Origin of the sequence: Curvibacter microcysteis (genome assembly GCF_028649455.1) — a bacterium.
Taxonomy (GTDB): domain Bacteria; phylum Pseudomonadota; class Gammaproteobacteria; order Burkholderiales; family Burkholderiaceae_C; genus Curvibacter; species Curvibacter microcysteis.
In genome coordinates, this window is record NZ_JAQSIO010000010.1 from 62998 (window position 1) to 86890 (window position 23893).

The 23893-nt window shown below is 65.9% G+C and carries 11 protein-coding genes; 4 read left to right on the plus strand and 7 right to left on the minus strand.

Features of this window, described 5'->3' with window-relative positions; all coding sequences use genetic code 11:
- Positions 1-48: 48 nt before the first annotated feature.
- The 5 genes from PSQ39_RS19570 to PSQ39_RS19590 form a co-directional block, all read right to left on the minus strand.
- Positions 49-4890 (minus strand): PAS domain-containing hybrid sensor histidine kinase/response regulator, encoded by a 4842-nt coding sequence (locus PSQ39_RS19570; protein WP_273928996.1) that lies wholly within the window; start codon positions 4888-4890, stop codon positions 49-51.
- Positions 4891-5103: 213 nt separating this feature from the next.
- The gene (locus tag PSQ39_RS19575; RefSeq protein WP_273928998.1) at positions 5104-5901 is read right to left on the minus strand and encodes a hypothetical protein; all 798 of its coding nucleotides are present in this window, start codon (positions 5899-5901) and stop codon (positions 5104-5106) included.
- A 169-nt stretch (positions 5902-6070) separates the two neighbouring features.
- Positions 6071-6610, minus strand: coding sequence for a DUF4755 domain-containing protein (locus PSQ39_RS19580; RefSeq protein ID WP_273928999.1), 540 nt, complete (start codon positions 6608-6610; stop codon positions 6071-6073).
- A 107-nt stretch (positions 6611-6717) separates the two neighbouring features.
- Positions 6718-7566, minus strand: coding sequence for a helix-turn-helix domain-containing protein (locus PSQ39_RS19585; RefSeq protein WP_273929001.1), 849 nt, complete (start codon positions 7564-7566; stop codon positions 6718-6720).
- A gap of 207 nt (positions 7567-7773) precedes the next feature.
- Positions 7774-9369: a sensor domain-containing phosphodiesterase gene (locus tag PSQ39_RS19590; protein ID WP_273929003.1), complete on the minus strand. Its 1596-nt coding sequence runs from the start codon at positions 9367-9369 to the stop codon at positions 7774-7776.
- Between the two features lie 336 nt (positions 9370-9705).
- Here PSQ39_RS19590 and mutS point away from each other — a divergent pair, with 336 nt between their 5' ends.
- The 3 genes from mutS to PSQ39_RS19605 all read left to right on the plus strand — a co-directional run bounded on the left by mutS (position 9706) and on the right by PSQ39_RS19605 (position 14132).
- Positions 9706-12345: a DNA mismatch repair protein MutS gene (mutS, locus tag PSQ39_RS19595; protein ID WP_273929005.1), complete on the plus strand. Its 2640-nt coding sequence runs from the start codon at positions 9706-9708 to the stop codon at positions 12343-12345.
- Complete coding sequence (locus PSQ39_RS19600; RefSeq protein ID WP_273929007.1) at positions 12342-13169, plus strand: proteasome-type protease; 828 nt, start codon at positions 12342-12344, stop codon at positions 13167-13169. Before mutS ends, PSQ39_RS19600 begins: the two co-directional genes overlap by 4 nt.
- 126 nt (positions 13170-13295) lie before the next feature.
- Positions 13296-14132 carry an alpha/beta hydrolase gene (locus PSQ39_RS19605; RefSeq protein ID WP_273929009.1) on the plus strand — a complete coding sequence of 279 codons (837 nt, stop codon included), beginning with the start codon at positions 13296-13298 and terminating at the stop codon, positions 14130-14132.
- 91 nt (positions 14133-14223) lie between these two features.
- On the opposite strand, the gene PSQ39_RS19610 is transcribed toward PSQ39_RS19605, so the two are convergent.
- Positions 14224-15048 carry an undecaprenyl-diphosphate phosphatase gene (locus tag PSQ39_RS19610; RefSeq protein ID WP_273929011.1) on the minus strand — a complete coding sequence of 275 codons (825 nt, stop codon included), beginning with the start codon at positions 15046-15048 and terminating at the stop codon, positions 14224-14226.
- A 104-nt stretch (positions 15049-15152) separates the two neighbouring features.
- Positions 15153-22814: an IPTL-CTERM sorting domain-containing protein gene (locus PSQ39_RS19615; RefSeq protein ID WP_273929013.1), complete on the minus strand. Its 7662-nt coding sequence runs from the start codon at positions 22812-22814 to the stop codon at positions 15153-15155.
- Between the two features lie 313 nt (positions 22815-23127).
- On the opposite strand from PSQ39_RS19615, the gene PSQ39_RS19620 reads away from it, so the two are divergent.
- Positions 23128-23508, plus strand: coding sequence for a hypothetical protein (locus PSQ39_RS19620; RefSeq protein ID WP_273929015.1), 381 nt, complete (start codon positions 23128-23130; stop codon positions 23506-23508).
- Positions 23509-23893 lie beyond the last annotated feature (385 nt).

Below are 23893 nucleotides of genomic sequence, written 5' to 3' on the forward strand. Positions count from 1 at the left end.
GCATTCATGACCATCAAAACACCCTGTTAGAAGTTGGGGCGAGACATATCAAGCGGACCGCTCTTTCAGCGAGAGGGCCGACTCCAACTCTTCAAGCGCTTGTTCAAATTCAAAGGCAAGCGCTTTTTGCTCGACGGCATGAAAAGCTGGTCCCAAGGCGCTCAGCAGCATAGCGGCATTTTCTCGGAGCACGTCTAACGCCGCCGAGTCGTTGTCGGCAAACAACGTACGCAGGCGATCCAAAATCTGAATCAGCGAGAACTCTGTGCTGGTCCCCAGGGGGGCACCCGCCAGGGGGCGGGCACTTTGCTGCTGCAGCCAGGCATTCAAGTCCTCCAGCAGCAACTGCAAGGCGGCCAGCAAGGGCACGCTCAGGCGGTGCAGGCGCTCGGCGCTCTGCCCGCCAGCCAAGGCCAGCTCCAGCTCACCGCAGGCCTGCTGCAGGCCACTGGCCCCCAGGTTGCCCGCCAGGCCCTTGAGGGTGTGGGCCAGGCGCTCGGCCAACACCAGGTCGCCCTGGGCCAGGGCCTCAGGCAGGCTCTCCAGCGTGGGGCTCTGGCTGGCGACAAAGCGCTCCAGCATGGACAGGTACAGGCTGCGCTTGCCCATCACGCGCTTCAAGCCCAGGGCCACGTCCAGGCCCGCAATGTCGGTGGGCAGGCTGATGGCGCTGGGAGCAGGCCGCAAGGGGCTGACCTGGCGGCCCACGGGCACCTGAGGGGCCAACCAGCGCGCCAGGGCCAGCCACAGGTCATCGGGGTTGACCGGCTTGGCCAGGTGGTCATTCATGCCGGCGGCCAGGCAGCGCTGGCGGTCAGCGTCCATGGCGTTGGCGGTCATGGCGATCACGGGCAGGTGGCGGGTGTCGGGCTGGGCGCGGATGGCGCGCGTGGCCTCCAGGCCATCCATCACCGGCATTTGCATGTCCATCAACACCAGGTCCACCGGCTGCTGGCGCAGCTTCTCCAGCGCCTCGCGGCCGTTGGAGGCCAGTTCCACCACAAAGCCCGCATCGGTCAACAGCTCGGCGGCCACCTGCTGGTTGAGTTCGTTGTCTTCCACCACCAGCAAGCGGGCGCCCTGCAGGGGCACCAGCAAGTCCTGCGGTGAGCCCCCGGGCGCAGGCTCGGCGCTGCGCGCCTGGGGTTGGCCCATCAAGCGCATCAAGGCATCGAACATGTGCGAGGGGTTGACCGGTTTGACCAAGACCTCGGCAATGCCCAGGGCGCGCGCCCCGTCCAGCAAATCGTCGCGCCCATGACCGGTCACCATCACCGACAGCGGCGGCTGGGCCAGGTCGAGCGTGGGCAGGCGGCGCGCCACCTCGAGGCCGTCCATGTCGGGCATTTGCCAGTCCAGCACCAGCACCTCCACCGGCCGCCCCTGGTCTTGGGCCTGCGCCAGGTGCTGCAGAGCCTCGGGGCCGGAATGCACCACCGCGACGTCAAAACTCATGCCGCGCAGCAAGTCGGCCAGCACGGCGGCGGCGTGCAGGTTGTCGTCCACCACCAAGGCGCGGCGGCCGCGCAGGTCGGGCTCAGGCAACAGGATGCGGGTCTGGTTGGCACCGGCCTGCAGCACCGCCGTGAACCAAAACACCGAGCCCTCGCCGACACCACTTTGCACCCCCACTTCACCGCCCATGAGATTGGCCAGGCTCTTGCAAATCGACAGCCCCAGGCCCGTGCCGCCGTAGCGCCGGGTGATGGTGGCGTCAGCCTGCTGGAAGCTCTGGAACAGGCGCGACATCTGGGCCTCGCTCAGGCCAATGCCGGTGTCGCGCACCTCGAAGCGCAGCTTCAGCACCCCGTCGAGCTGGGGCACCCGGCGCACCACGATCTCGATCTCGCCACGTTCGGTGAACTTGATCGCGTTGTTCAGGTAGTTGATCAGGATCTGGCCCAGGCGCAGCGGGTCGCCGACCAGGCTGGCGGGCACGTCAGGCCCCACCTCGCAGATCAGCTCCAGGCCTTTTTCGGTGGCCTTGTGCGCCACCACGTCGGCCACACTCTCCAGCACTTTGTCGAGTTGGAAGGTGGTGTTCTCCAGCGTGAGCCGCCCCGCCTCGATCTTGGACACGTCCAGGATGTCATTGATCACCCCCAGCAAATGGGCGCCCGCCTGCTGGATCTTGGACACATAGCCTCGCTGCTGCGGCGACAGCGGGGTGCGCAACGCCAAGTGGGCCATGCCAATGATGGCGTTCATCGGGGTGCGGATCTCGTGGCTCATGTTGGCCAGGAAATGGCTCTTGACCTCGGTGGCCTCTTCTGCCATTTCCTTGGCTCGGCGCAGCTCGCGTTGGGCCAGCTTCTGGTCGGTGATGTCCACGAAAGTGCCGATCAACCCGCCGGGGGAGCCATCGCTGCGCCGGAAGCCATGCACCCAATACAGCGCGTCATGCCAAGCCTGGTCGGCAAAGCGCATGCGCACGTCCTTGTGCAGCGCTGCGGCCTCCCGGATGACCAATCGGCTGTCGGCATCGAACTGGTGGCGGTCGATCTCGCTGATGTAGTCCAGCTCCAAGACCGTCTTGCCGATCAAGTCCTCGCGGCGCACGCCAAAGGCTTGTTCGTAGGCGCGGTTGAAGCCCAGGTAGCGGCCATCCGGTCCCTTGTAAAACAAGGGCACGGGGATGGTGTCGACCAGCACCTCCTGGAACAGCAGTTGCTCGGCCAGGCGTTGTTCCAGCAGTTTTTGGTCGTGGATGTCGATGTTCACCCCGACCACGCGCACGGCTTGGCCCTGGCCGTCTCGGAAGATGCGCCCTGCGTTCAAAATCCAACGCACCTCGCCGTCCGGTCGCACGATGCGCCAGGAATCTCGGTACTGGTCGGCCCCGTTGGCCAGTTGATCGCGGAAGTAAGCCACCGCTTGCGGCGCGTCGTCCGGGTGCATCATGCGCGTCCACAGCGCGCGATCGATGCGCTCCACTGGCCCTTCCAGGCCATAGATGCGCTGCAGCTGGGGTGTCCAAATCGATGGCCCGCCGCGCAGATCGATGTCAAAAATACCGATGTGACCCGCGTCCTGGGCGATCTCCAGGCGCTGGTGGGCCTCGCGCAGGGCTCTCTCGGCGCGCTGCGCCTCGGACAAGTCCTCGATGAGCCAGATGGAGGCCCGCTCGTGCCCCTCCATCTGCACGCGCCGCCCTGAAAACCGCACGTCGAAGAAGTCGTCCGGCCCCCGGAAAAGCTTCCAGTTCAAATGCACCTGGGGGCTGGCCTGCATCGCCTTGCCCGCCATGGCCACGAACTCTTGGTAGCGCTCTGGCGTGCCAAACAGACTGCTGACCGAGCGCCCTTCCAGGGCCTGAGGCTCCACCCTCAGCAGTTTGGCGAAGGCCGGGTTGAACTGCAGGATTTGACCGCTGCTGACCAGCACAATCGGCGGCGCGTTGTCGAAGATGGCTTTTTGCTGGTCCAGCACGGCGCTCAGACTGCGTTCGCGCCGGGCCAACTCCTCTTGTTCGCGCATGCGCTCGGTGATGTCCTCATGCAAGCCAACAAAGCCGATGCAGCGACCGTCGTCATCGACCACCGGCGACAGGGAGGCCTGGTCGTGGTAGATCGATCCGTCCCGACGCTGGTTGATGAAGTGGCCAGACCAGGGTCGCCCCGCCAACAAGTGGCTCCACATGTCGTGGTAGACGCCCACGGGGGTGAGGCCGCTGGACACCATGGAGGGCTTTTTACCCACCACCTCGGCCAGGGAGTAGCCCGTGTTGCGCTGGTACTGGGGGTTGACCCACATGATCTGGCCCGCCAGGTCGGTGATGATCACCGACACCGGGCTGACATCCAGCGCCGTGCCCAAGATGTGGAACCGGGCCCGCGTTGCCCGGGTGCGGGCGCGCTGCAGCCACAAGACTTGCCCCCCCAATCCCAGGGCCACCAAGAAGACAAAGAGCAGCCCCCCCACCAGCCACTGCTCGCCAGCACTCATCAGGGTGTTGACGTTTTGCAGCATCACCAGACGCCAGGCGCCCCCGGGGTCATTCCACTCCAGGGCCTGCTGGCCCAACAGGTGATGGCTTCCATCAAAGGAAACCTGCTCTTGCTCCAGCACAAAAGGGAGGCGGGACGCGACGCCGTTGGCAAACTGCAAACCGAACTGCCGGCGCTGGGCCAGCGCCTGGACGCGCTGTTGAGTGACCTCGCCCAGCAGGGCAAAGACCCACTCGGGGCGGGTCGCGGCAAAAGCCACGCCCTCGGGGCTGATCAAGACGGCATCATGACCGCCCAAGGCCATGGCGTCTTCAGCGGCCATGAAAGGACGCCGAAACACCACCGCCCCCGTGACTGGAGAGCCCCGATCATCCCCGGCATAAATGGGCGCGGCCAAGTACAGCCAACGATCAGGCCCTTGCAAATCCACACCGGCATACGCGTTGACCACGCCTTTGAGCGCTTGCTGAACATAGCCCTGCTGGCTCAGCTCCAGACCGACCGAGGCCGGCCCCAGCCCTTCATGGGCCACGACCTGGCCGTGCCGGTTCAATATCTCGATGCGGTCCAAGGCAAAACGTTCACGCGGAACACGCAGCCGCGCCAGCGCGGCGGTCACCTCGGCACGTGAGGCTTTGGTCGCACGGGAAGACGGCGCCACCAGCGCTTTGAGCGCTGGCTCGTTGAGGCCCAGCATCATCAGAGCGCCCACCGACTCGCCCCGCAGGGCCAGCGACTGCAGCGTGGCCTCCATCTGGGCCAGCGAGACGCTCATGCGCTCGCGCTCGCCATCGCTGCGCCGGCTCAGCAGCAACTGATCCGCCGACCAGGCCAGCAGCGCCGACACCAGCACGATGGCCAACAAGGGACGCCAATTGGATTGCCGCCAAAGCGGCAGCTCCTGCCACCACAGGCCGGACCGCGGGAGGCGCACTGGGGCCATCAATGCGCTCCTGACCAGCGCGCCCGCTGGCCCCACAAGGGCTTGGCAATCCACAAAGCAGCAGCAGGGAACACAGGCAAACTCCTGATTCAGACACCCCATGCTAAGGGAAAGCGAGCGATTGATTCGGACAGACGGTCAATAAAAGAGCTCCAACTCTGTTGTGCCCCCACACCAGGGCCCGGCCTGGCCCACGGCAGGTCGATGCTTCGCTCAGGGCAATGGCCCGCACAGGCGCTCGACCGCGGCAGCGCGCTCCTGGGCCGGCGGCTTGAGCGCCCACCGAAGCAGGCTGCGGGCCTGGCAGGCTTGAGGGTGTTCAAACATGGCGGGCGACAAGAGCGATACCAACTCGTGGTCCCAGGGCTGGTGGCCGTTGATCAATACCGAGAGCGGCCCTTGCTTGTCCACCCGGTAACCCGTCTGGACAAACAAAGCCACGGCCCGGCGATCGCCCTGTTTGATGGCCTTCATCAGGCCGTTGGCGTCCAGGGCGTAGCCACGGGCTTGAAGGTCTTTTTGGGGATCGAGAGACGCTGCCACCAAGACGTCCAGCTTGGCGTTCGCACTCGACAGCCCCTGGCCCATGTCCCCCAGCGCGCGATGGACGCCCAAGAGGCTTTCTTGCAGCCCTCTTGCGGCGGGAACGCGGCTGGCCATCAGGCCCCCTCGGTCGGAATGAACCACGGAGACCAGACCCACCAATGACACCGCCACCATGCCCCCAAGGAGCAGCCGCCAGACGGGTCTGCGCCAGAACGCACTCGCCGCCAGATCGGCGCGGCAGCCGAGCGCCGACAAGACCCGGCGCCAAGCCAGCGGGAACCAGGCCGCCACCAGCATGAGCAGCACCAGCAAGGTCGTGAGCGCATAGATGACGGTCGGCAGCGCCCCCAAGGAGGGGGACAAAAAGTCGATCAGGCCCACCAAGGTGGAGGCAAACAAGACCACGGCGTTCACCATCGTCAGGTGCTGCCGAATGAATCCGTACAGCCCCTCCAGTGGCTTCAAGGGCTGGTCCGGCACGATCAGCCTCCGTGGCGGACCAAGCGCCAGCCTGGATGGACGTTGAGCACGCAGCCGAGGCCCGCGCCCAGGGTCCCGGCCATGTTGTTACTTCTGTGCATGGTCATCTCCCGTGAGATCAGTGCTGGGGTCCCGAGGCGACAGGCAGCGTTGATCAACGCTCGTTGACCTCTTGGCGCATGATTTCCATCCAGCGGGCTTGCACCGCCGTGTCTTTCATCGCGATGCGCCACTTGGGGTGCTGAACATCCCGGACGGTCACGAAGAAGCCCGTATGGGCCGCAGCCTGGCGCCTCATGGCGACCTCCGCACCCACGGCGGCGAGGTTGCCGCCCACCACCACACCCGGTGTTTCCTTGATGGCTTCCCACTCGCGGATGTCCGCATAGGAATAGGTCTTCCACTGCCCCCCGATCAACAGGGTCAAGGTGCGGGCCTGAGGGTTCAGGGCCAGGCCGGTGCCGGACTCGGCATGGTCGAAGCCTGCGCCAGGGGAGACCTCCGCCGCCGCCAGCATCGCTTGGTGCGCCGCGTCCCGCTTCGCCGCCCGATGAGCCACGAACCAAACCAGCAAGCCCGTCGGCGTCCAACCCACCAGGAAAAAGGCCAAGGCACCGCCACCCGCGGGCACCACCACCGTCACCAAGGTCAAGAACAAACCCCAGAGAACAGCTCCCGTCCAAAGAAAACCCATCACAAACTCCTCCAAGCGTGGGTGCGGTCCGGGTGACGCGCAAACCCCATCACGCCTGGATGATCCCCACTGCGCCGCGCCGCGACTTGAATCGGCGCGTCAAAACATCAGGGGATTTCCTGGGTGGGACAGACCGGGACGGCCGTCCCGCGGATGAGTGACCTGAGCAGACTCGGCGTCATGCCACAGGCGGTTTTGAAACTTCTCGCCATGTGGGCCTGGTCGGAAAAGCCCGCCTCAACAGCCACCGATGCGAGTGATTTTGGGCTCGGCAAGAGCCGCATGGCGCGCTGCATCCTCGCGGCCATGCGCAACAGCCTGGGGTTCAAGTCCTCGCTCTGTAACTCGCGTTCGAAGGTGCGCAGCCCCACGCCCAGGGCGCTGGCCAATGCGGGAGAGGACAGGTCGCCGCAGGACTCCAGCACCTGCATGGCCTCCAAGGCGGCACCACGCTCCGCCCCCAGGTAGCGAGCGCACTCGGCCATGGAACGCGGTTGTGGCGGTGGCTCAGCGGCCCCCCGGGCAGCCACCTCTCTCAACATCCAGTCCACCACGGCCATGGAGCCCGCACGGCACAGTTCATCGTCACGTTGAATGCTGGCGAGTTGGCGCTGAATGCTGGTGCTTCCGGCCGTCACCTGGGTTTTGACGGCCAGGGACACCGAGGCGTTGTAAGCGTTGTAGCCCGCAATGGCAGCCTGTCGGTCGGGCATGAGGCGGATGGTCTGGATCGCCGGGTTCAAATCCGTGCACAACCAGTCCTGAACCGTGCGCGACACCATCCAGTCGGTCGCGCCAAGCCGGCGCCGGACGGCGGCCGCTGCGCGATAGCCTTGGTAAGGCGAGTGCCCTGCCAGCGTGCTTTTGAGGCTGAGGGCAAAGCGCTCCCGGGGGCCCATCCCGGCGCACCCCTGCATCGCATGGACGACCGTGTGGTAGGCCAGTCCTTGACTCATGAGCTTGGCCAGCGCTTGGGCAACACACACATTCGCGGACTCCCCTGCCCTGGCAGCGTTGAAAACACGCATCATAGCCAGCGCCCGGCAGTTCCGCGGCCACGCCGAGAAGGCAGCGCGGGTGGCCCCCCGGCACGCAGACCGGATCAAAGCGGCGGGCACAAGAGGACAACCCCCGTCGGCGGTGCGTGCCCCACAGGCCTGGGTTCAGCCCCCGCTCAAGGTGGCGATCTTTTGCTCGAGCTCGATCAAGCGACGCTCCAGGCGATGCTCGGTGGAGATGTCCATGATGATGCCGTACCAGCGAAGCACCTGGCCGCGCTCGTCCAGATGAGGAAATCCCTGGCTGCGCACCCAGCGCCAGGTGTTGTCCGGCCACAGGATGCGGAACTCCGTCTTGAACGGCCTGGGCGAAGGCAGGTGGGCCAACCACTCTCGGTGCACCCGTTCCCGGTCGTCGGGATCCATGCGATCACGCCAGCGCGCATAACGCTCCTGGGCCGAGCTCAAGGCCGTCCACTCGAAAGCAGGCCCCATGTAGTCGACAGCCCCGTCGGGGCCAGCCGCCCAGGCGATGTTGGGACCCAGTTCGATGGAACGCCGGAAATGCTCCTCGCTTTGCTGCAGGGCCAGCTCGGCCTTCACCCGCTCCGAAATATCGATGACGACCAAAGAAATGCCCAGCCATTCACCCAGGGGGTTGCTCACCCGCTGGTGGGCGACCAGGTAGGTCGAACCGGTACCGAGGTGGTCGTACTGGGTCGGTGGCAGGTTGGCACCGCCTCGCACGGACTCCAGCGCCTCGAGCAGACCTTGGGAATAGGGCTGGTTCAAGATCTTCGCCACAGGCTGCCCGAGCAAATCAGCACCGGCCAAGCCCAGGTAGTGCAGCACTTTGGGGTTGGCGCTGACCACGCGCATCTCGGTGTCGATGAAGCACAAGCCCACGGGCGCATCCAGGTAAAGCGTTTCCAGCTGGTGCAGGCGCTGAAACGGGGAGGCATCCAGCGGGCGGTCATGGTCACAGTGGCAGCCCAGACGCTGCAGCTGCACCAGGGCTTGATCGGCACTGCCGGGCCGCCCCAGGTCATAGCCTTGGCCAAAAACGCAACCCAAACGGTTCAATAACTCGGCCTGGCCGGCGGTCTCTATGCCCTCGGCAATCACATGCACGCCCAGGCTCTGCCCCAGGCCCAGCACGGCCGTGACGATCTTCAGGCTGTGCGAATCGGACTCCAAGCCACGCACAAAACTGGCATCGATCTTGATTTCATCAAACGGAAGCGACTGCAGACGGGTCAAGCTGGAATGACCCGTGCCGAAGTCGTCCAGGGACAGGCTCACCCCCGCTTGTTTGAGGGCTTCGATGCTGTGGCGGGCCACCAGGTTGTCGTGGAACAGCTCGTTCTCGGTGACCTCGACGCGCACCCGTCGCATGGGAAATCCAGCACGCCCGACCGCAGCCTGCACCTGGACGGCCAAATCAGGCAGCAGAAACTGGCTGGGGGCCAGGTTGAACGCCAGGTAGAACTCGCCAGGCCAAGCACTGACCTGACGGCACGCCTGCTCAATCAAGGCCAGCGAGAGACCATGCAGCAAACCCAGGCGATCGGCCACGGGGATGAAGGCGGCTGGCGGCACCACGCCCAACAGCGGCGAGGTCCAGCGCGCCAACACCTCGAAACCGGCGATGCGGCGGCTGTCAAGATGCACCAAGGGCTGATAGGCTGGCCAAATCTCACCGGCACGCAGCGCCCCTGAGAGACAGGCAGAAATCTGTTCAAGGCTGGCGCTGAAAGTCATGCTGGAGTGACTGCCGGTTGAATGAAGAATGCGTTCCCCAGCCTGAAGCGCGCCAGGGAGATCGCCCCAAAATCAGTGTAGGGCATGCGAGCTTATTCGGCCCCCCGGGGAAGCGCCACCTTGCCAGGCAGCCCAGTTCAGGCCCTCGTGGACAAGAAGCCCGGCGAAAACAGACCCGCCCAGGCAGGGCATGACACGACGCGCCGCCCGCCGGGCCCCGCAGGCCAGATAATCCACCCATCACGCCCCGGTCCCCGGGGCTGGCCGGGTGGCCTGCAGGTCTCCCTCCCGAGCGCCCTGCCCCACCCACCGGCCACCGACCCTGTTAGTTTGCCCATGACCCAAGACACCCCCAGCACCGCCCACAGCGGCTTTGCCGACCTGCCCGGGCACACGCCCATGATGGTCCAGTACTTCGCGCTCAAGAAGGACCACCCCGACACCCTGCTGTTCTACCGCATGGGTGACTTTTACGAGCTGTTCTACGACGACGCCGAAAAGGCAGCGCGCCTGCTCGACATCACCCTGACCCGGCGTGGCCAGTCGGCCGGCCAGCCGGTGGTCATGGCCGGCGTGCCCTTCCATGCGATGGAGAACTACCTGGCACGCCTGATCCGCCACGGCGAATCCGTCGCCATCTGCGAGCAGGTGGGCGAGGTCGGCGCCGCCAAGGGCCCGGTGGAACGCAAGGTGGTGCGCGTGGTCACCCCAGGCACGCTGACCGACGCCGAGCTGCTGGGCGAAAAAAGCGACTCCGTCCTGCTGTCCGTGCACCAAGGCCCACGCAACCAGTGTGGCCTGGCCTGGCTCAGCGTCACCCAGGACGACATCCACCTGGCCGAGTGCAGCGCCGACGAGCTGGACGCCTGGCTGTCCCGCGTGGCGCCCAATGAAGTGATTTACAGCGCCGACGTCACGCCCGCCTTCGAGCACTTGCTGCGCCAGGCCCGCGCCAGCGCCGGCCTGCCCATGAGCCAACGCCCCGAGTGGCAGTTCGATCCCGCGCTGGGCCAGCGCAAGCTGCTGGAGCAATTGCAGGTGGCCAGCCTGAGCACCTGGCACGCCGAGGGCCTGCCCCTGGCCCACGCCGCCAGCGCTGCGCTGCTGAACTACGCAGAACACACCCAAGGCCGCAGCCTGCCCCACCTGCGCGCACTGCGCGTGCAACGCAGCGGCGAGCTGATCGAGCTGCCCGTCACCACCCGGCGCAACCTGGAGCTGGTCAAGACCTTGCGCGGCGAGGACTCGCCCACCGTCTACTCGCTGCTCGACACCTGCATGACCGGCATGGGCAGCCGCCTGCTGAAAACCTGGCTGCTGGAGCCGCCGCGCGACCGCAGCATCGCCCAAGCCCGGCTGGACGCCATCGCCGCCCTGCAAGGCGCCAACGGCGCCGGTCCCTGGCACGCGCTGCGCCAGCAGCTCAAGGGCACCAGCGATGTGGAGCGCATCAGCGCCCGCATCGCCCTGCGCCAGGTGCGCCCGCGCGAGCTGGTGGCCTTGCTCCATTCGCTGCAAAAAGCAGAGCAACTGACCCTGGGCGGCAGCTGGCCCGCGGGCACCTTGGCCCAGATCGCCACCGAGCTGGTGCCGCCCCCCGACACCGCCGTGCTGCTGCACCGCGCCATCCTGCCCGAACCGGCGGCCCTGGTGCGCGACGGCGGGGTGATTGCCGAAGGCTTTGACGCCGAGCTGGACGAGCTGCGCCACATCCAGACCCATGCCGACAGCTTCCTGGTCGACCTGGAGGTGCGCGAGCGTGAGCGCACCGGCATCGCCAACCTGCGCGTGCAATACAACAAGGTGCACGGCTTCTACATCGAAATCACCCAAGGCCAGCTCGACAAGGTGCCGGCCGACTACCGGCGCCGCCAAACCCTGAAGAACGCCGAGCGCTTCATCACGCCCGAACTCAAGGCCTTTGAAGACAAGGCCTTGTCGGCCCAGGAGCGCGCTCTGGCGCGTGAAAAATGGCTTTACGAGCAAGTGCTGGACGCGCTGCAAGCCCACGTGCCCACGCTCAGCCGTGTGGCCCGCGCCCTGGCCACGCTGGACGTGCTGTGCACCCTGGCCGAGCGCGCCCTGACCCTGAACTGGACCGCCCCGGTTTACGCCAAAGAGCCCTGCATCGAGATCACGCGCGGCCGCCACCCGGTGGTCGAAGCGCGCCTGGCCGAGACCTCGGGCGGCAGCTTCATCGCCAACGACACGCAGCTGGGGCTCAAGCAGCGACTGCAGGTCATCACCGGCCCCAACATGGGCGGTAAATCGACCTACATGCGCCAGGTGGCATTGATCGTGCTTCTGGCCAGCATGGGCAGCCATGTGCCGGCCCAGGCCTGCCGCATCGGGCCGATCGACGCCATCCACACCCGGATTGGCGCCGCCGACGACCTGGCCAACGCCCAATCGACCTTCATGCTGGAGATGACCGAAGCCGCTCAAATTCTGCACAGCGCCACGCCGCACAGCCTGGTGCTGATGGACGAGATCGGCCGTGGCACGTCGACCTTCGACGGCCTGGCCCTGGCCGCCGGCATCGCCACCCACTTGCACGACAAGACGCAGGCCTTCACGCTGTTTGCCACCCACTACTTCGAGCTGACCGAGTTCCCGGTCAAGCACCATCAGGCGGTGAACGTGCACGTGAGCGCCACCGAAGCGGGCTCGGACATCGTGTTCTTGCACGAAATTCAACCCGGCCCGGCCAGCCGCAGCTACGGCATCCAGGTGGCCCGCCTGGCCGGCATGCCCAGCGCGGTGCTCAGCCACGCGCGCCACACCTTGCAGACCCTGGAAGAGCGCGCCACCGAGGCCCAGGCCCAGGTGGACCTGTTTGCCGCTCCACCAGCTATCGAAAAAATAGCACCTAGCGCCTTAGAATCAAGGTTTGCCGAGATCGACCCCGACACGCTGAGTCCACGCGAAGCGCTGGACCTGATCTACTCACTCAAAAAACTAGAGTCCTCCTCATGACTTATTGCGTCGCCATCAAACTCAATGCCGGCCTGGTGTTCCTGTCCGACTCCCGCACCAACGCCGGCCTCGACCAGATCAGCACTTTCCGCAAGATGATCGTCTACGAGAAGGCCGATGACCGCTTCATGGTGCTGCTGTCGGCCGGCAACCTGAGCATCTCGCAGTCGGTGCGCGAGATCCTGCAGGTGGAACAGCTCAAGGAACACGAAGACAGCGAACCGATCACCATCTGGAACGCCAAGAGCATGTTCGACGCCTGCCGCGTGCTGGGCTCGGCCGTGCGCCGCGTCTATGAGCGCGACGCCGCCTCGCTGCGCCAGGCGGGTGTGGAATTCAATGTGTCCCTGATCCTGGGCGGCCAGATCAAGGGTGAAGGCATGCGCCTGTTCCAGGTCTACTCGGCCGGCAACTTCATCGAAGCCACGCCGGAAACGCCTTACTTCCAGGTCGGCGAATCCAAGTACGGCAAGCCCGTGTTGGACCGTGTCGTGTCGCCTGAAACCCCGCTGGACGAGGCCGCCAAGTGCGCTTTGGTGTCGATGGATTCGACCCTCAAGTCCAACCTGTCGGTGGGCCTGCCGCTGGACCTGGTGGTCTATGAGGCCGATCAGTACCAGACCGACAAGGTGATCTGCATCGACGAAAACAACCCCTATTTCCGCATGGTGCGCGGCAGCTGGGGCGAGAAGCTGCGCCAGGTCTTCGACAGCATCGAAGACCCGATGTGGGGTGGCGGCAAGACGGATGTGCCCCTGATGGTGCACTCGCCACGCAGCAAGCCGCTGCGCAAGATCGCCACGCCCGAAGAAAAGCTCATCTGAGGCCAGACCTGGGCGGCCTCCGGGCTGACCCAGCGCCCGAGGCGTCCGCAGCGCGGTCCGCGGGTTCACCCCGAGCGGCTGATTCAGCCGCTTTTTGAGCGGCCTCGGGGCCGCCGTCAGCCTGCCATGTCCCTGATCATCTTCTCCCACGCCAACAGCTTCCCTGCGGGCACCTACCGCTTGCTGTTCGAGCAACTGCGCCAGCGCGGCTTCCAGGTGCGCGCCGTGGACCAGTTCGGCCACGACCCGCGCTACCCGGTCAGCAGCAACTGGCCGCACCTGGTGCAACAGCTGGCCGACTTCGCCAAGACCGAGATCGAACAAGCTGGCGAACCCGCCTTCTTGGTGGGCCACTCGCTGGGCGGCTTCCTGAGTGCCATGGCGGCCGCCCAACACCCCAAGTTGGGCGGGCATGGCGTCAAGGGCGTGTTGCTGCTGGACTCGCCCCTGCTGGGTGGCTGGCGCGCCACCACGGTGGGGGTCATGAAGCAGACCCAGTTGGTGGGCTCGGTCTCACCCGGCAAGATCAGCCTGCGTCGGCGCAACAGCTGGGCCAGCGCCGAAGAGGCCCTGGCGCATTTCGAGCACAAAAAAGCCTTTGCGCGCTGGGACCCGCAGGTGCTGCGTGACTACATCGCCCACGGCACGCACGACGAAGCCGGTCCGCACGGCCCACGCCGGGTACTCAGCTTCACGCGCGAGGTCGAAACCGCCATCTACAACACCTTGCCGCACAACCTGGACCGCCTGCTGGCGCGCCACCCGCTCAAGTGCCCGGCGGCATTCATCGGGGGCCGCGCCTCGAAGGAGATGCAACAAGTGGGCATGGCCATGACCGAGAAGGTGGTCAAGGGCCGGACCATGATGCTCGACGGCAGCCACCTCTTTCCCATGGAAAAGCCCGTGGCCACGGCGGCCGCCATCGAAGCGGCCCTGCTCAACCTCGAGACGGCCAAACCCTGAACACCGGCCCAGCCAGCCCGAAAAAAAACCGCCTCCCCTCAGGGCTGCGGTTTTCGGTGTGGGGCCCACCCGGCGGTGAGCCGGGGGCTGATCAGGCCGCCCAGTGCACGACGCCGGTCCAGGCCGTGGCCAGCACCACGATGCCAAAGGCAATGCGGTACCAGGCAAACACCACGAAGCTGTGGGTGCTGATGTAGCGCAGCAGCCAGCGCACACAGATCCAGGCGCTGACAAAAGAAAACAGCAGGCCGACCGCGAACAAGGGCAGGTCCGCCATGGACAGGAGCGCGCGCTCTTTGTAGAGGCTGTAGACCCCGGCGCCGATCAGGGTCGGGATGGCCAGGAAGAATGAAAAATCGGTGGCGGCCTTGCGACTCAGGCCCAGCAACATGCCCCCAATGATGGTGGCGCCACTGCGGCTGGTGCCGGGCACCATGGCCAGGCACTGCACCAAGCCCACCTTCAGGGCGTCCAGCGGGGTCATGCTGTCCACGTTCTGGATGTGCGCGTCACTTTGCGGGCGGCGTTCGGCCCACAAGATGACGAAACCACCAAGGATGAAGGTGCTGGCCACCACTTCAGGCGTGAACAGGTGGGCCTTGATGAATTTGCCAAACAACAGCCCCAGCACCACGGCAGGCAAAAAGCCCACCAGCACATTGAAGGCGAAGCGGCGTGCGCGCGGATGGGTGGGCAGGGCCACCACGGTGTCGCGGATTTTTTGCCAGTACACCAGCACCACGGCGAAGATGGCCCCGGTCTGGATGGCGATGTCAAACACCTTGGCCTTGTCGTCGTCCATGCCCAGCAGCGCACCGGCCAAAATCAGGTGCCCGGTTGACGAAATAGGCAAGAACTCGGTCAAGCCCTCGACCACACCCATGATGGCCGCTTTGGCCAGCAACTCGATATCCACACGCACTCCCTAAGAATCAGCGGGGATTATCGCCGCAGTGCAGCATGCGCTGGTGCGGCGAGCGCCCTCTGGGGCCTTTGAGACGTGTTGGCCAGGTCCACGTTTCAACGCAGGCGGGCCCCCTCCCCCTGCAGCTTGCGCGGGCGCCGTTGTGCCCAGGCCAGCCAAGGCATCAGGCCCACCAAACCCAGCAGGGCCCATTCACCCAGGGTGGGCACGGCGGTCACCCCGTTGTTGACCGCTGCCGGCGCCAGGTTCACAAAGTTGGCATTCACCTGCCCATTGGCGGGCACTCCGACGGCCACACCGCCCACCGTGGCCTGCACCGGGTAGACCCCGGCCACGGTGGCGCGCAAGGTCACGCTGCAGGTGCCCGCCCCTGCGCCACTGGTCGCGGTGCTGCAACTGGCCGAGTTCAAAGACGCCCCCGCTCCCGGGTGGCTGAAGCTGAAGATCGTGGGGGCATCGGTCTTCAGATTGTCCTGCGCGTCCCGCGCCGTGGCGGTCAGGGTGTAGAAGGCCTGTCCGTCGGCCAGCTTGGGGCCGCTGTCCAGGCTGAGCGAGGAGCTGGCCGCGCTCACCGGTCCGGGCATGAACTGCGCCGCCACCTGCCCGCCCGCGGGCTGCGCCAGGGGCACGCCGGCCAGGCTGGCCTGCACCACCGTCCAACCGGCTTGCACCGAACGCAAGGTGATCGAACAGGTGCCTGCCGTCGGGCCGGTGATGGTCGTGGTGCACTGGTTGGCGCTGAGGGTGGCACCCGGCGCCACCGGGTTGTTGCGCAAGCGGGTCTCGCTGAGCACACGGGTGCTCAAACCCACCCCTTGCAACACAAACTCAAAGGTCTGAGGCTGCCATTGGTTGAGGTTGCCCATCGCATCCATGGCGGTCGCTGTGATGGTGTAGCTGTCGCTGCCGTTGGCGTAATGCACCCCGCCACTCACATCAAGGGTGACCATCGAGCGCGCGGCGGAGGCCCCCTGGGCCACAAACACGCCGCTGACGGGGTTGCTGCCCCCCAGCGGCACGCCCGCCAGGCGGCCCGTGACGGCATGGCTGCCCGCCACGGTCGCCGTCAAATTGACCGTGCAAGTGCCAGCCCCCGCCCCGGCGGTGGCGGTCACGCATTGGGTGGCACTGAGGGTGACGCCCGAGCCAGGCACGGTGAATGCAAAAGTGACCGCCGGGCTGACGGCGAGATTGCCTTGTGCATCCAGGGCCGTGACGGTGATGACGTGGCTGTCCACGCCGTTGGCCATGCGGGGCCCTGCCGTGATGCTGATTTGCGAGGTGGCCGCGCTGGCCAAGCCCGCCACGAACTCCGCCGTGACCGGGTTGCTGCCCCCCACCAACACGCCACCGGTGCGCGCCGTGATCGGGTAGCTGCCCGCCACGGTGGCCGTGACCGTGATGCTGCAGGTGCCAAGGGTGCCTGTGCTGCACGTGGTGGCGCTCAAGGAGGCCCCGGCGCCGGAAAGGGCAAAGCTGAAGTCGGTCGAGGTGGCCGTGTTCAAGTTGCCTTGGGCGTCGTAAGCGCTGGCGCTCAAGGTGTAGGCATCACTGCCATTGGCGGTCTTGGGCCCGCTGCTCAGGCTGATGCGTGAGCTGGCCGCTGTCGCGGCCCCCGCGACAAACACGCCCGTGACCGGGCTGTTGGCCACCGGGCTGGCCAGGCCGGTGCCATCCAGGCGCACCTGGACGGGGTACGCAGCGGCACTGGTGGCCACCAGGGTGACGCTGCAGCGCCCCGCATCGGGCCCGGTGGTGGGGGTGACGCAGCTGGCGGCGCTCAGGCTGGCCGCGCTGGGGGTGTTGACCAACGCAAAAGTGAAGGTCACCGGGTTGAGCGTCACCGGGTTGCCCTGGGCGTCGTAGGCCACCCCGGTCACGGTGTAGGCATCGGCCCCATTGGCCAGTTTGGGGCCGGTGCTGATCAGGGCCTGGGACTGCGCCGCCGTGGCCACCCCCGCCTGGAAGGTGGCGGTGACGGGGTTGTTGCCCCCCAGGGAGGTGCCGCCCAAAGTGGCCGACACTTGGTAGCTGCCCGCCACGGTGGCGGTGATCTGCACCGTGCAGGTCCCCGTGGTGGTGGTGCAGCTGTTGGCACTCAAGGTGGCGCCTGCGGCGGGGGCGCTGAACGCGAAGGTCTGACTCACACCGGTGACCAGATTGCCCTGGGCGTCGTAGGCGCTGGCGGTGATGGCAAAGGCGTCTGAGCCATTGGCCGCCCGGGGTCCGCCCGGTGCAATCGACAGGCGCGAACTGCCCGCCGTCGCGGCACCGGCCACGAACACCGCCGAGGCGGGGTTGCTGCCCCCGATGTTCTGGCCAGCCAGGCTGGCCGTGACGGCATACGTGCCGGCCACGGTGGACCGGAGCGTGACGCTGCACACGCCCGCCGTGGTGCTGCAACTGCTGGCACTGAGGGTGGCACCCGCACTGCCCAGGCTGAAGTTGAAGCTGCTGTTGCCCGTGACCAGGTTGCCCTGGGCGTCCCGGGCGGTGACGGTGAGTGTGTAGACCTCCACACCATTCGCGGTCTTGGGGCCGCTGTCGATGGCCAGGGTGCTGCTGCCGGCCGCCACCGAGCCAGCCACAAACACTGCGGTGACGGGGTTAGTTCCGCCCACCGGGGTGCCCCCCACGCTGGCGGTGATGGCATAACTGCCCGCCACCGTGGCAGTCACCGTGACCGCGCAGGTACCGGCCTGGGCACCTGTGGTCGCCGTGGTGCAACTGCCAGCACTCAGGTTGACCCCGGGGCCGCTGAAGGTCACGGTCATGGCCGCGCTGGTGTTGAGGTTGCCGTTGGCGTCCAGTGCCCTCGCGGTCAGTGTGTAGGCGTCGGTCCCATTGGCGATCTTGGGCCCACTGTTCAGGCTGATGCGCGCGCTGGCCGCGGTGCTGGGTCCTGCCACAAAGCTCCCCGTCAAGGGGTTGGTGCCGCCCAGGGCTTCGCCCCCCAGGCTGACGCTGACCGCATAGCTGCCCGACACCGTGGCACTGAGCGTGACCGTGCAGGTGGCCGCCGTCGGCCCCGTGGTCGTGGTGCTGCAACTGGTGGCGCTGAGGCTGGCCCCGGCCGCCGGCGGGCTGAAGTTGAAGGTGTAGACCCGGCTGCTGTCCAGGTTGCCAAACCCGTCCGTGGCGCTGGCTGTCAGGGTGTAGGCGTCGCTGCCGTTGGCTTGTTTGGGGCCGGCATCGATGCTCGCCCGGGCTGTGGCGGCAACCGCCTCACCCGCCACAAAGCGGGCACTGACCGGGTTGCTGCCGCCCACGGGTGTGCCGCCCAGGCTGGCGCTGATGTTGTAGACCGTGGCCAGGGTGGCGCTCAAGGTGACGGCACAGGTGCCGGCCTGCGGCCCGCTGGTGGCGGTGCGGCAGGTGGTGGCACTCAAGGTACCGCCCGCTGCGGGCGCACTGAAGCTGAAGTCCAAGGCCGTGCCGGTCTGGAGGTTTCCCTGGGCGTCCTGGGCCCGCACCGTCAAGGTGTAGCTGGCCACGCCGTTGGCGGTCAAAGGCCCAGGCGGGTCCATGCTGACCCGCGAGCCTCCCGCCGTGGCGGCGCCCGCGACAAACACCCCGGTGACGGGGTTGGTCCCGCCCAAGGGGGTTCCCCCCAGGCTGGCGGTGATGGGGTAGCTGCCGGCCACCGTGGCTGTCAAGCTGACCGTGCAGGTGCCCGCCCCTGCCCCGGTGGTGGCCGTCGTGCAGCTGTTGGCACTCAGGCTGGCGCCCGCGCCAGGACTGCTGAAAGTCACCGTGGTCGCACTCGCGGTGTTGAGGTTGCCATTGGCGTCGGTGGCGCTGGCGGTCAAGGTGTACGCCGACACCCCATCGGCCACCAGGGGCCCCGCGCTGATCGCCACCCGCGCGCTGGCTGCCGTCGGGTTGCCCGCCACAAACACGCCGGTGACGGGGTTGGCCCCCCCCACGGCGGTGCCGCCCAGGCTGGCCGTGATGGCGTAGCTGCCCGCCACGGTGGCCGTCAAGGTGACCGAACAAGTCCCCGCACCTGGTCCTGTTGTGGCGGTGCTGCAGGTGCTGGCGCTCAGGTTCGCCCCGGCCGCTGCCGGGCTGAAACCGAAAGTCGTCGATGGCGCGGTGACCAGATTGCCCTGGGCGTCCAAGGCGCGCACCGTCAAGGTGTAGCTGTCGCTGCCATTGGCCATGCGCGGGCCAGCGCTGATGTCCACCCGCGAGCTCGCGGCCGTGGGCGGGCCGGCCACAAAAACCGCTTGCGCGGGGTTGCTGCCCCCGATCAACACGCCGTCGAGGCGGGCACTCACCGAATAGCTGCCGGCCACGGTGGCGCTGAGGCTGACACTGCAACGCCCGGCCTGGGGGCCGGTGGTGGCGGTGGTGCACGTGCCGGCGCTCAGCGTGGCCCCGTTGCTGGGCTGCAAGGAGTCGAAACTGTACGTGCTGGCCGTGCTGGTATTGAGGTTGCCCTGGGCGTCATAGGCGGTGACGGTGAGCGTGTAGGCATCGGTTCCGTTGGCCGTCTTGGGCCCGGCGTCAATCGCCAGCCGGGAGGCGGTGGCCACCGGCTGGCCCGCCACAAAAACGCCGGTCACCGGGTTGGTCCCGCCCACGGCGCTGCCCCCCAGGCTGGCCGTGATGGGGTAACTGCCCGCGGTGGTCGCGCGCAAAGTGACCGTGCAGGTGCCTGTGGTGGTCGAGCAGGTGTTGGCACTCAGGGTCGCGCCCGCCGCTGGCGCGCTCAAGCTGAAGGTGTTGCTGGCCCCGGTGACCACATTGCCATTGGCGTCGTAGGCCGTCAGGGTCAGGGTGTAGGCCGCAACGCCATCGGCCGTCAAAGGGCCATTGCTGATGGCCACGCGCGAGGCCGAAGCGATGGCTGCGCCCGCCCCAAACACGCCGGTGACCGGGTTGGTGCCCCCCACCGCCGTGCCGCCCAGACTGGCCGTGATGGGATAGCTGCCAGCGGTCGTCGCCGTCAAGGTGACCGAGCAAGTGCCTGTGGTACTGGTGCACGTGCTCGCGCTGAGCGCAGCGCCAGCACCGGGTGAGCTGAAACTGAAGGTGTTGCTGGTCCCGCTGGCCACATTGCCATTGGCGTCATAGGCCGTCGCTGTGATGGTGTACGCATCGCTGCCGTTGGCGGCCTTAGGCCCACTGCTGATGCTGACCCGTGAGGCGGCGGCTGTGGCGGCCCCGGCCACAAAAGTGCCCGTGACGGGATTGGTGCCCCCCACCGCCGTGCTGCCCAGGCTGGCCGTGATGGCGTAGCTGCCAGCGGTCGTCGCCGTCAGGGTGACAGAGCAAGTGCCTGTGGTGCTGGTGCACGTGCTGGCGCTGAGCGCCGCACCAGCCCCTGGCGCACTGAAGCTGAAGGTGTTGCTGGCATTGGTGACCAGGTTGCCATTGGTGTCGTAGGCTGTGGCGGTGATGGTGTAAGCATCGCTGCCATTGGCGGCCTTAGGCCCACTGCTGATGCTGACCCGTGAGGCGGCGGCTGTAGCGGCCCCGGCCACAAAAGCGCCCGTGACGGGATTGGTGCCCCCCACCGCCGTGCCGCCCAGGCTGGCCGTGATGGCGTAGCTGCCAGCGGTCGTCGCCGTCAGCGTGACCGAGCAAGTGCCTGTGGTGCTGGTGCACGTGCTGGCGCTGAGCGCAGCGCCAGCACCGGGTGAGCTGAAGCTGAAGGTGTTGCTGGCATTGGTGACGAGGTTGCCGTTGGCGTCATAGGCCGTGGCGGTGATGGTGTACGCATCGCTGCCATTGGCGGTCTTGGGCCCACTGCTGATGCTGACCCGTGAGGCGGCGGCTGTGGCGACATCCGCGCCAAATGCCCCAGTCACTGGGTTGGTCCCGCCGACAGCGGTACCGCCCAGGCTGGCCGTGATGGCGTAGCTGCCAGCGGTCGTCGCCGTCAGCGTGACAGAGCAAGTGCCTGTGGTCGTTGTGCAGGTGCTGGCGCTGAGCGCCGCACCGGCTCCGGGCGCGCTGAAGCTGAAGGTGTTGCTGGCATTGGTGACCAGGTTGCCGTTGGCGTCATAGGCTGTGGCGGTGATGGTGTACGCATCACTGCCATTGGCAGTCTTGGGGCCACTGCTGATGCTGACCCGTGAGGCGGCGGCTGTGGCGACACCCGCGCCAAATACCCCAGTCACCGGGTTGGTGCCCCCCACCGCCGTGCCGCCCAGACTGGCCGTGATGGCGTAGCTGCCAGCGGTCGTCGCCGTCAGCGTGACCGAGCAAGTGCCTGTGGTACTGGTGCAGCTGCTGGCGCTGAGCGCCGCGCCAGCACCGGGCGCACTGAAGCTGAAGGTGTTGCTGGCATTGGTGACCAGGTTGCCATTGGTGTCGTAGGCTGTGGCGGTGATGGTGTAAGCATCGCTGCCGTTGGCGGTCTTGGGGCCACTGCTGATGCTGACGCGAGAAGCAGCTGCTGTGGCAGCGCCGGCCACAAAGGTGGCGGTACTCGGGCTGCCCGCGATGGCCGTACCGCCCAGGCTGGCGCTCACGCTGTAGCTGCCCGCCACACTGGAACTCAAGGTGACCGAGCAAGAACCCGCGCTGCCGCCGCTGGTGGCCGTGCTGCAACTCGTGGCGCTGAGGCTGCCCCCAGAGCTGCTGAAGTTGTAGGTGTAGGACTGGCCGGTGACCACATTGCCAGCGCTGTCCCGGGCCGTGGCAGTCAAGGTGTAGCTGGCCACCCCAGCCACCAAAGGGCCTGCCGGGGCCAATGTCAGTTGGGACTGCGCGGCCGTGGCCGGCGCGACGGGGCTCATGGCTGTCGCTACGGCGCAGCCTGCGGTGGGGGCGTTGTTGGCCGTGCAATTGGACGGGGTCTGGGACGCGTTGAGGCCGGTGGCGTCGATGGCGGCCTTGTTGCTGGCCGACACCCCTGCGGCGCCCGCCAGAGGGGTCACACTGATGCTGAAGGCGGCCGTGCCGGTGCTGGCTGGCACCCCACCTGCGGGCAGGCTCACGGTGCACGTCAGCAGGAGGCCGGTGCTCGTCTGGCCACTGCTGGCACAGCTGACCCCAGTGGGTGTGACGCTGCCCGTCGCCAGCGGGGCAGCACCGTCATACTGAAAGTTAGCCGGCAGTTGGTCGTACACGACCAAGCTGGTCGCGCTGGGGTTGGCGCCCGTGTTGCTGAGCGTCAGTGGATAGGCACTGCTGCTGCCCACCATCAGGCTGACCGGATTGGCTTTGCTCAGCCCCAGGCTGACGCCAGTGCCCACCGATTGGGAGGCCGTTACCGCACATCCCGCAGGGGTACCTGTGCTCGTGCAAGCGCTGGGGGTTTGCGCAGCATTGGCTCCTGTGGGGTCGATTTGCGCCTTGTTCACCACGCTGCTCGCCACCCCTGATTGCGGCGTGACATTGAGCTTGAATTGGGTCGTGCCCGTGCTGGCCGCCAAGCCCGTGGGTAAGTTGACCGTGCAGTTGAGCAACTGCCCACTGGCCACCGTGCCGCTGACCACGCTGCAGCTCACAGCGCTGGGCGTCACCGTGCCACCTGCCAGGCCTGCCGCACTGTTGAAGGCCACAAAAGGAGGCAACTGCTCAAACACGTTGAACACCGTGCCAGTGGCTGCCGAGCCCGTGTTGCTGACGCTCAAGGTGTAATCGCTGGCCAACCCCACCGTCAGACTTGCCGGGTTGACTTTGCTCAGAGCCAGCTCAGGACGCGGGGTGACGTCCATCAACGAAATGTCATCGATCAAATGGTACTTGGTGTCGGGATTGCGCTGCGTGTTGTAGGAAATACTGATTCGCACCGTATCCATTGGCGCGACAAAACTGGCGAACTGAATAAAGTTCCAAGCCCCGGCAGAAGGGTTTTCAACGATACCGCAATCTTGGTAGTTGACTCCGTTGGTATCAAACAGGCAAATCGCATTCCCTGTGGAGTCAACGCCATAAAGCCACATGCTCAGCTGATAACGCTGGCCTGGCACCAGGCTGAAAGTTCTGCTCAGTAAGTTCCCCGACATTTGACTGCCACCCAGTGGCATAGAGAAATCAGGCGAGTGGGATCGGCTGCTGGTAGGGCTGATGATCCCCCCCGTGGGCTGACTGTAGTAGGTCCACCCTTGGGTCGTGCCATCATCGAAATCAAAACTACCCAACAAAATACCAGCATGTGCAGAGGCATGCGAAATAAATAAAAAAGAAAAAATAATAATAACTGCCAATTTATCAAAAATTACTACTGGCCAACCAGCGCGGACGTTAAATTTAAAATTCAATACTCGTCGTACCTCCGACCTCAATAACCGAAAATCTGTACACATGGATAATCCAAAAATTATCAAGACAAATAAATTCCAAACGCACGAAGATTTCATCACAGGGCGCAAGAGCCCTGTGATTCCCCCCTGGCCGAGAGATATTGAACATTCAGGTGGTGCATGCACCAACTCCCTGGAGTTAATTAGAAAAATTGAAGACGACATGGCAAGCCCTTTGCCTACGGCCTGATCCGCTCGCACCGACAGGGCGCTTGGCGGTTGCTGTCGAAGCCCTCTTGGCCACACCGTTCAAGCCTTGAACAGACGGCGAGAATCACTTCGATCAATTGAAACTTTTGTCAATTCTCACAAAAAGAATCATCTGTATCAACTGAAAAGTTGTAAATGCCTGTAATGTACTATTTTTTTATCACTTTGAACTTTTTTGTTTGATATTAGAACCAAAATGAACGATTGTTCAAGCGAGCAAACCAGCATCTAGAAGCATTTACGGCGCGGGCTTTGCCCTTGCATTTCAGCGGCGCCTGCAGGCGACTCGCGCCGCGCCAGCGGGGTTTCGTCGCACCGGGATCGCACCCCCACCTGGGGACGGGCACAGTCAGCCCATCACGGAT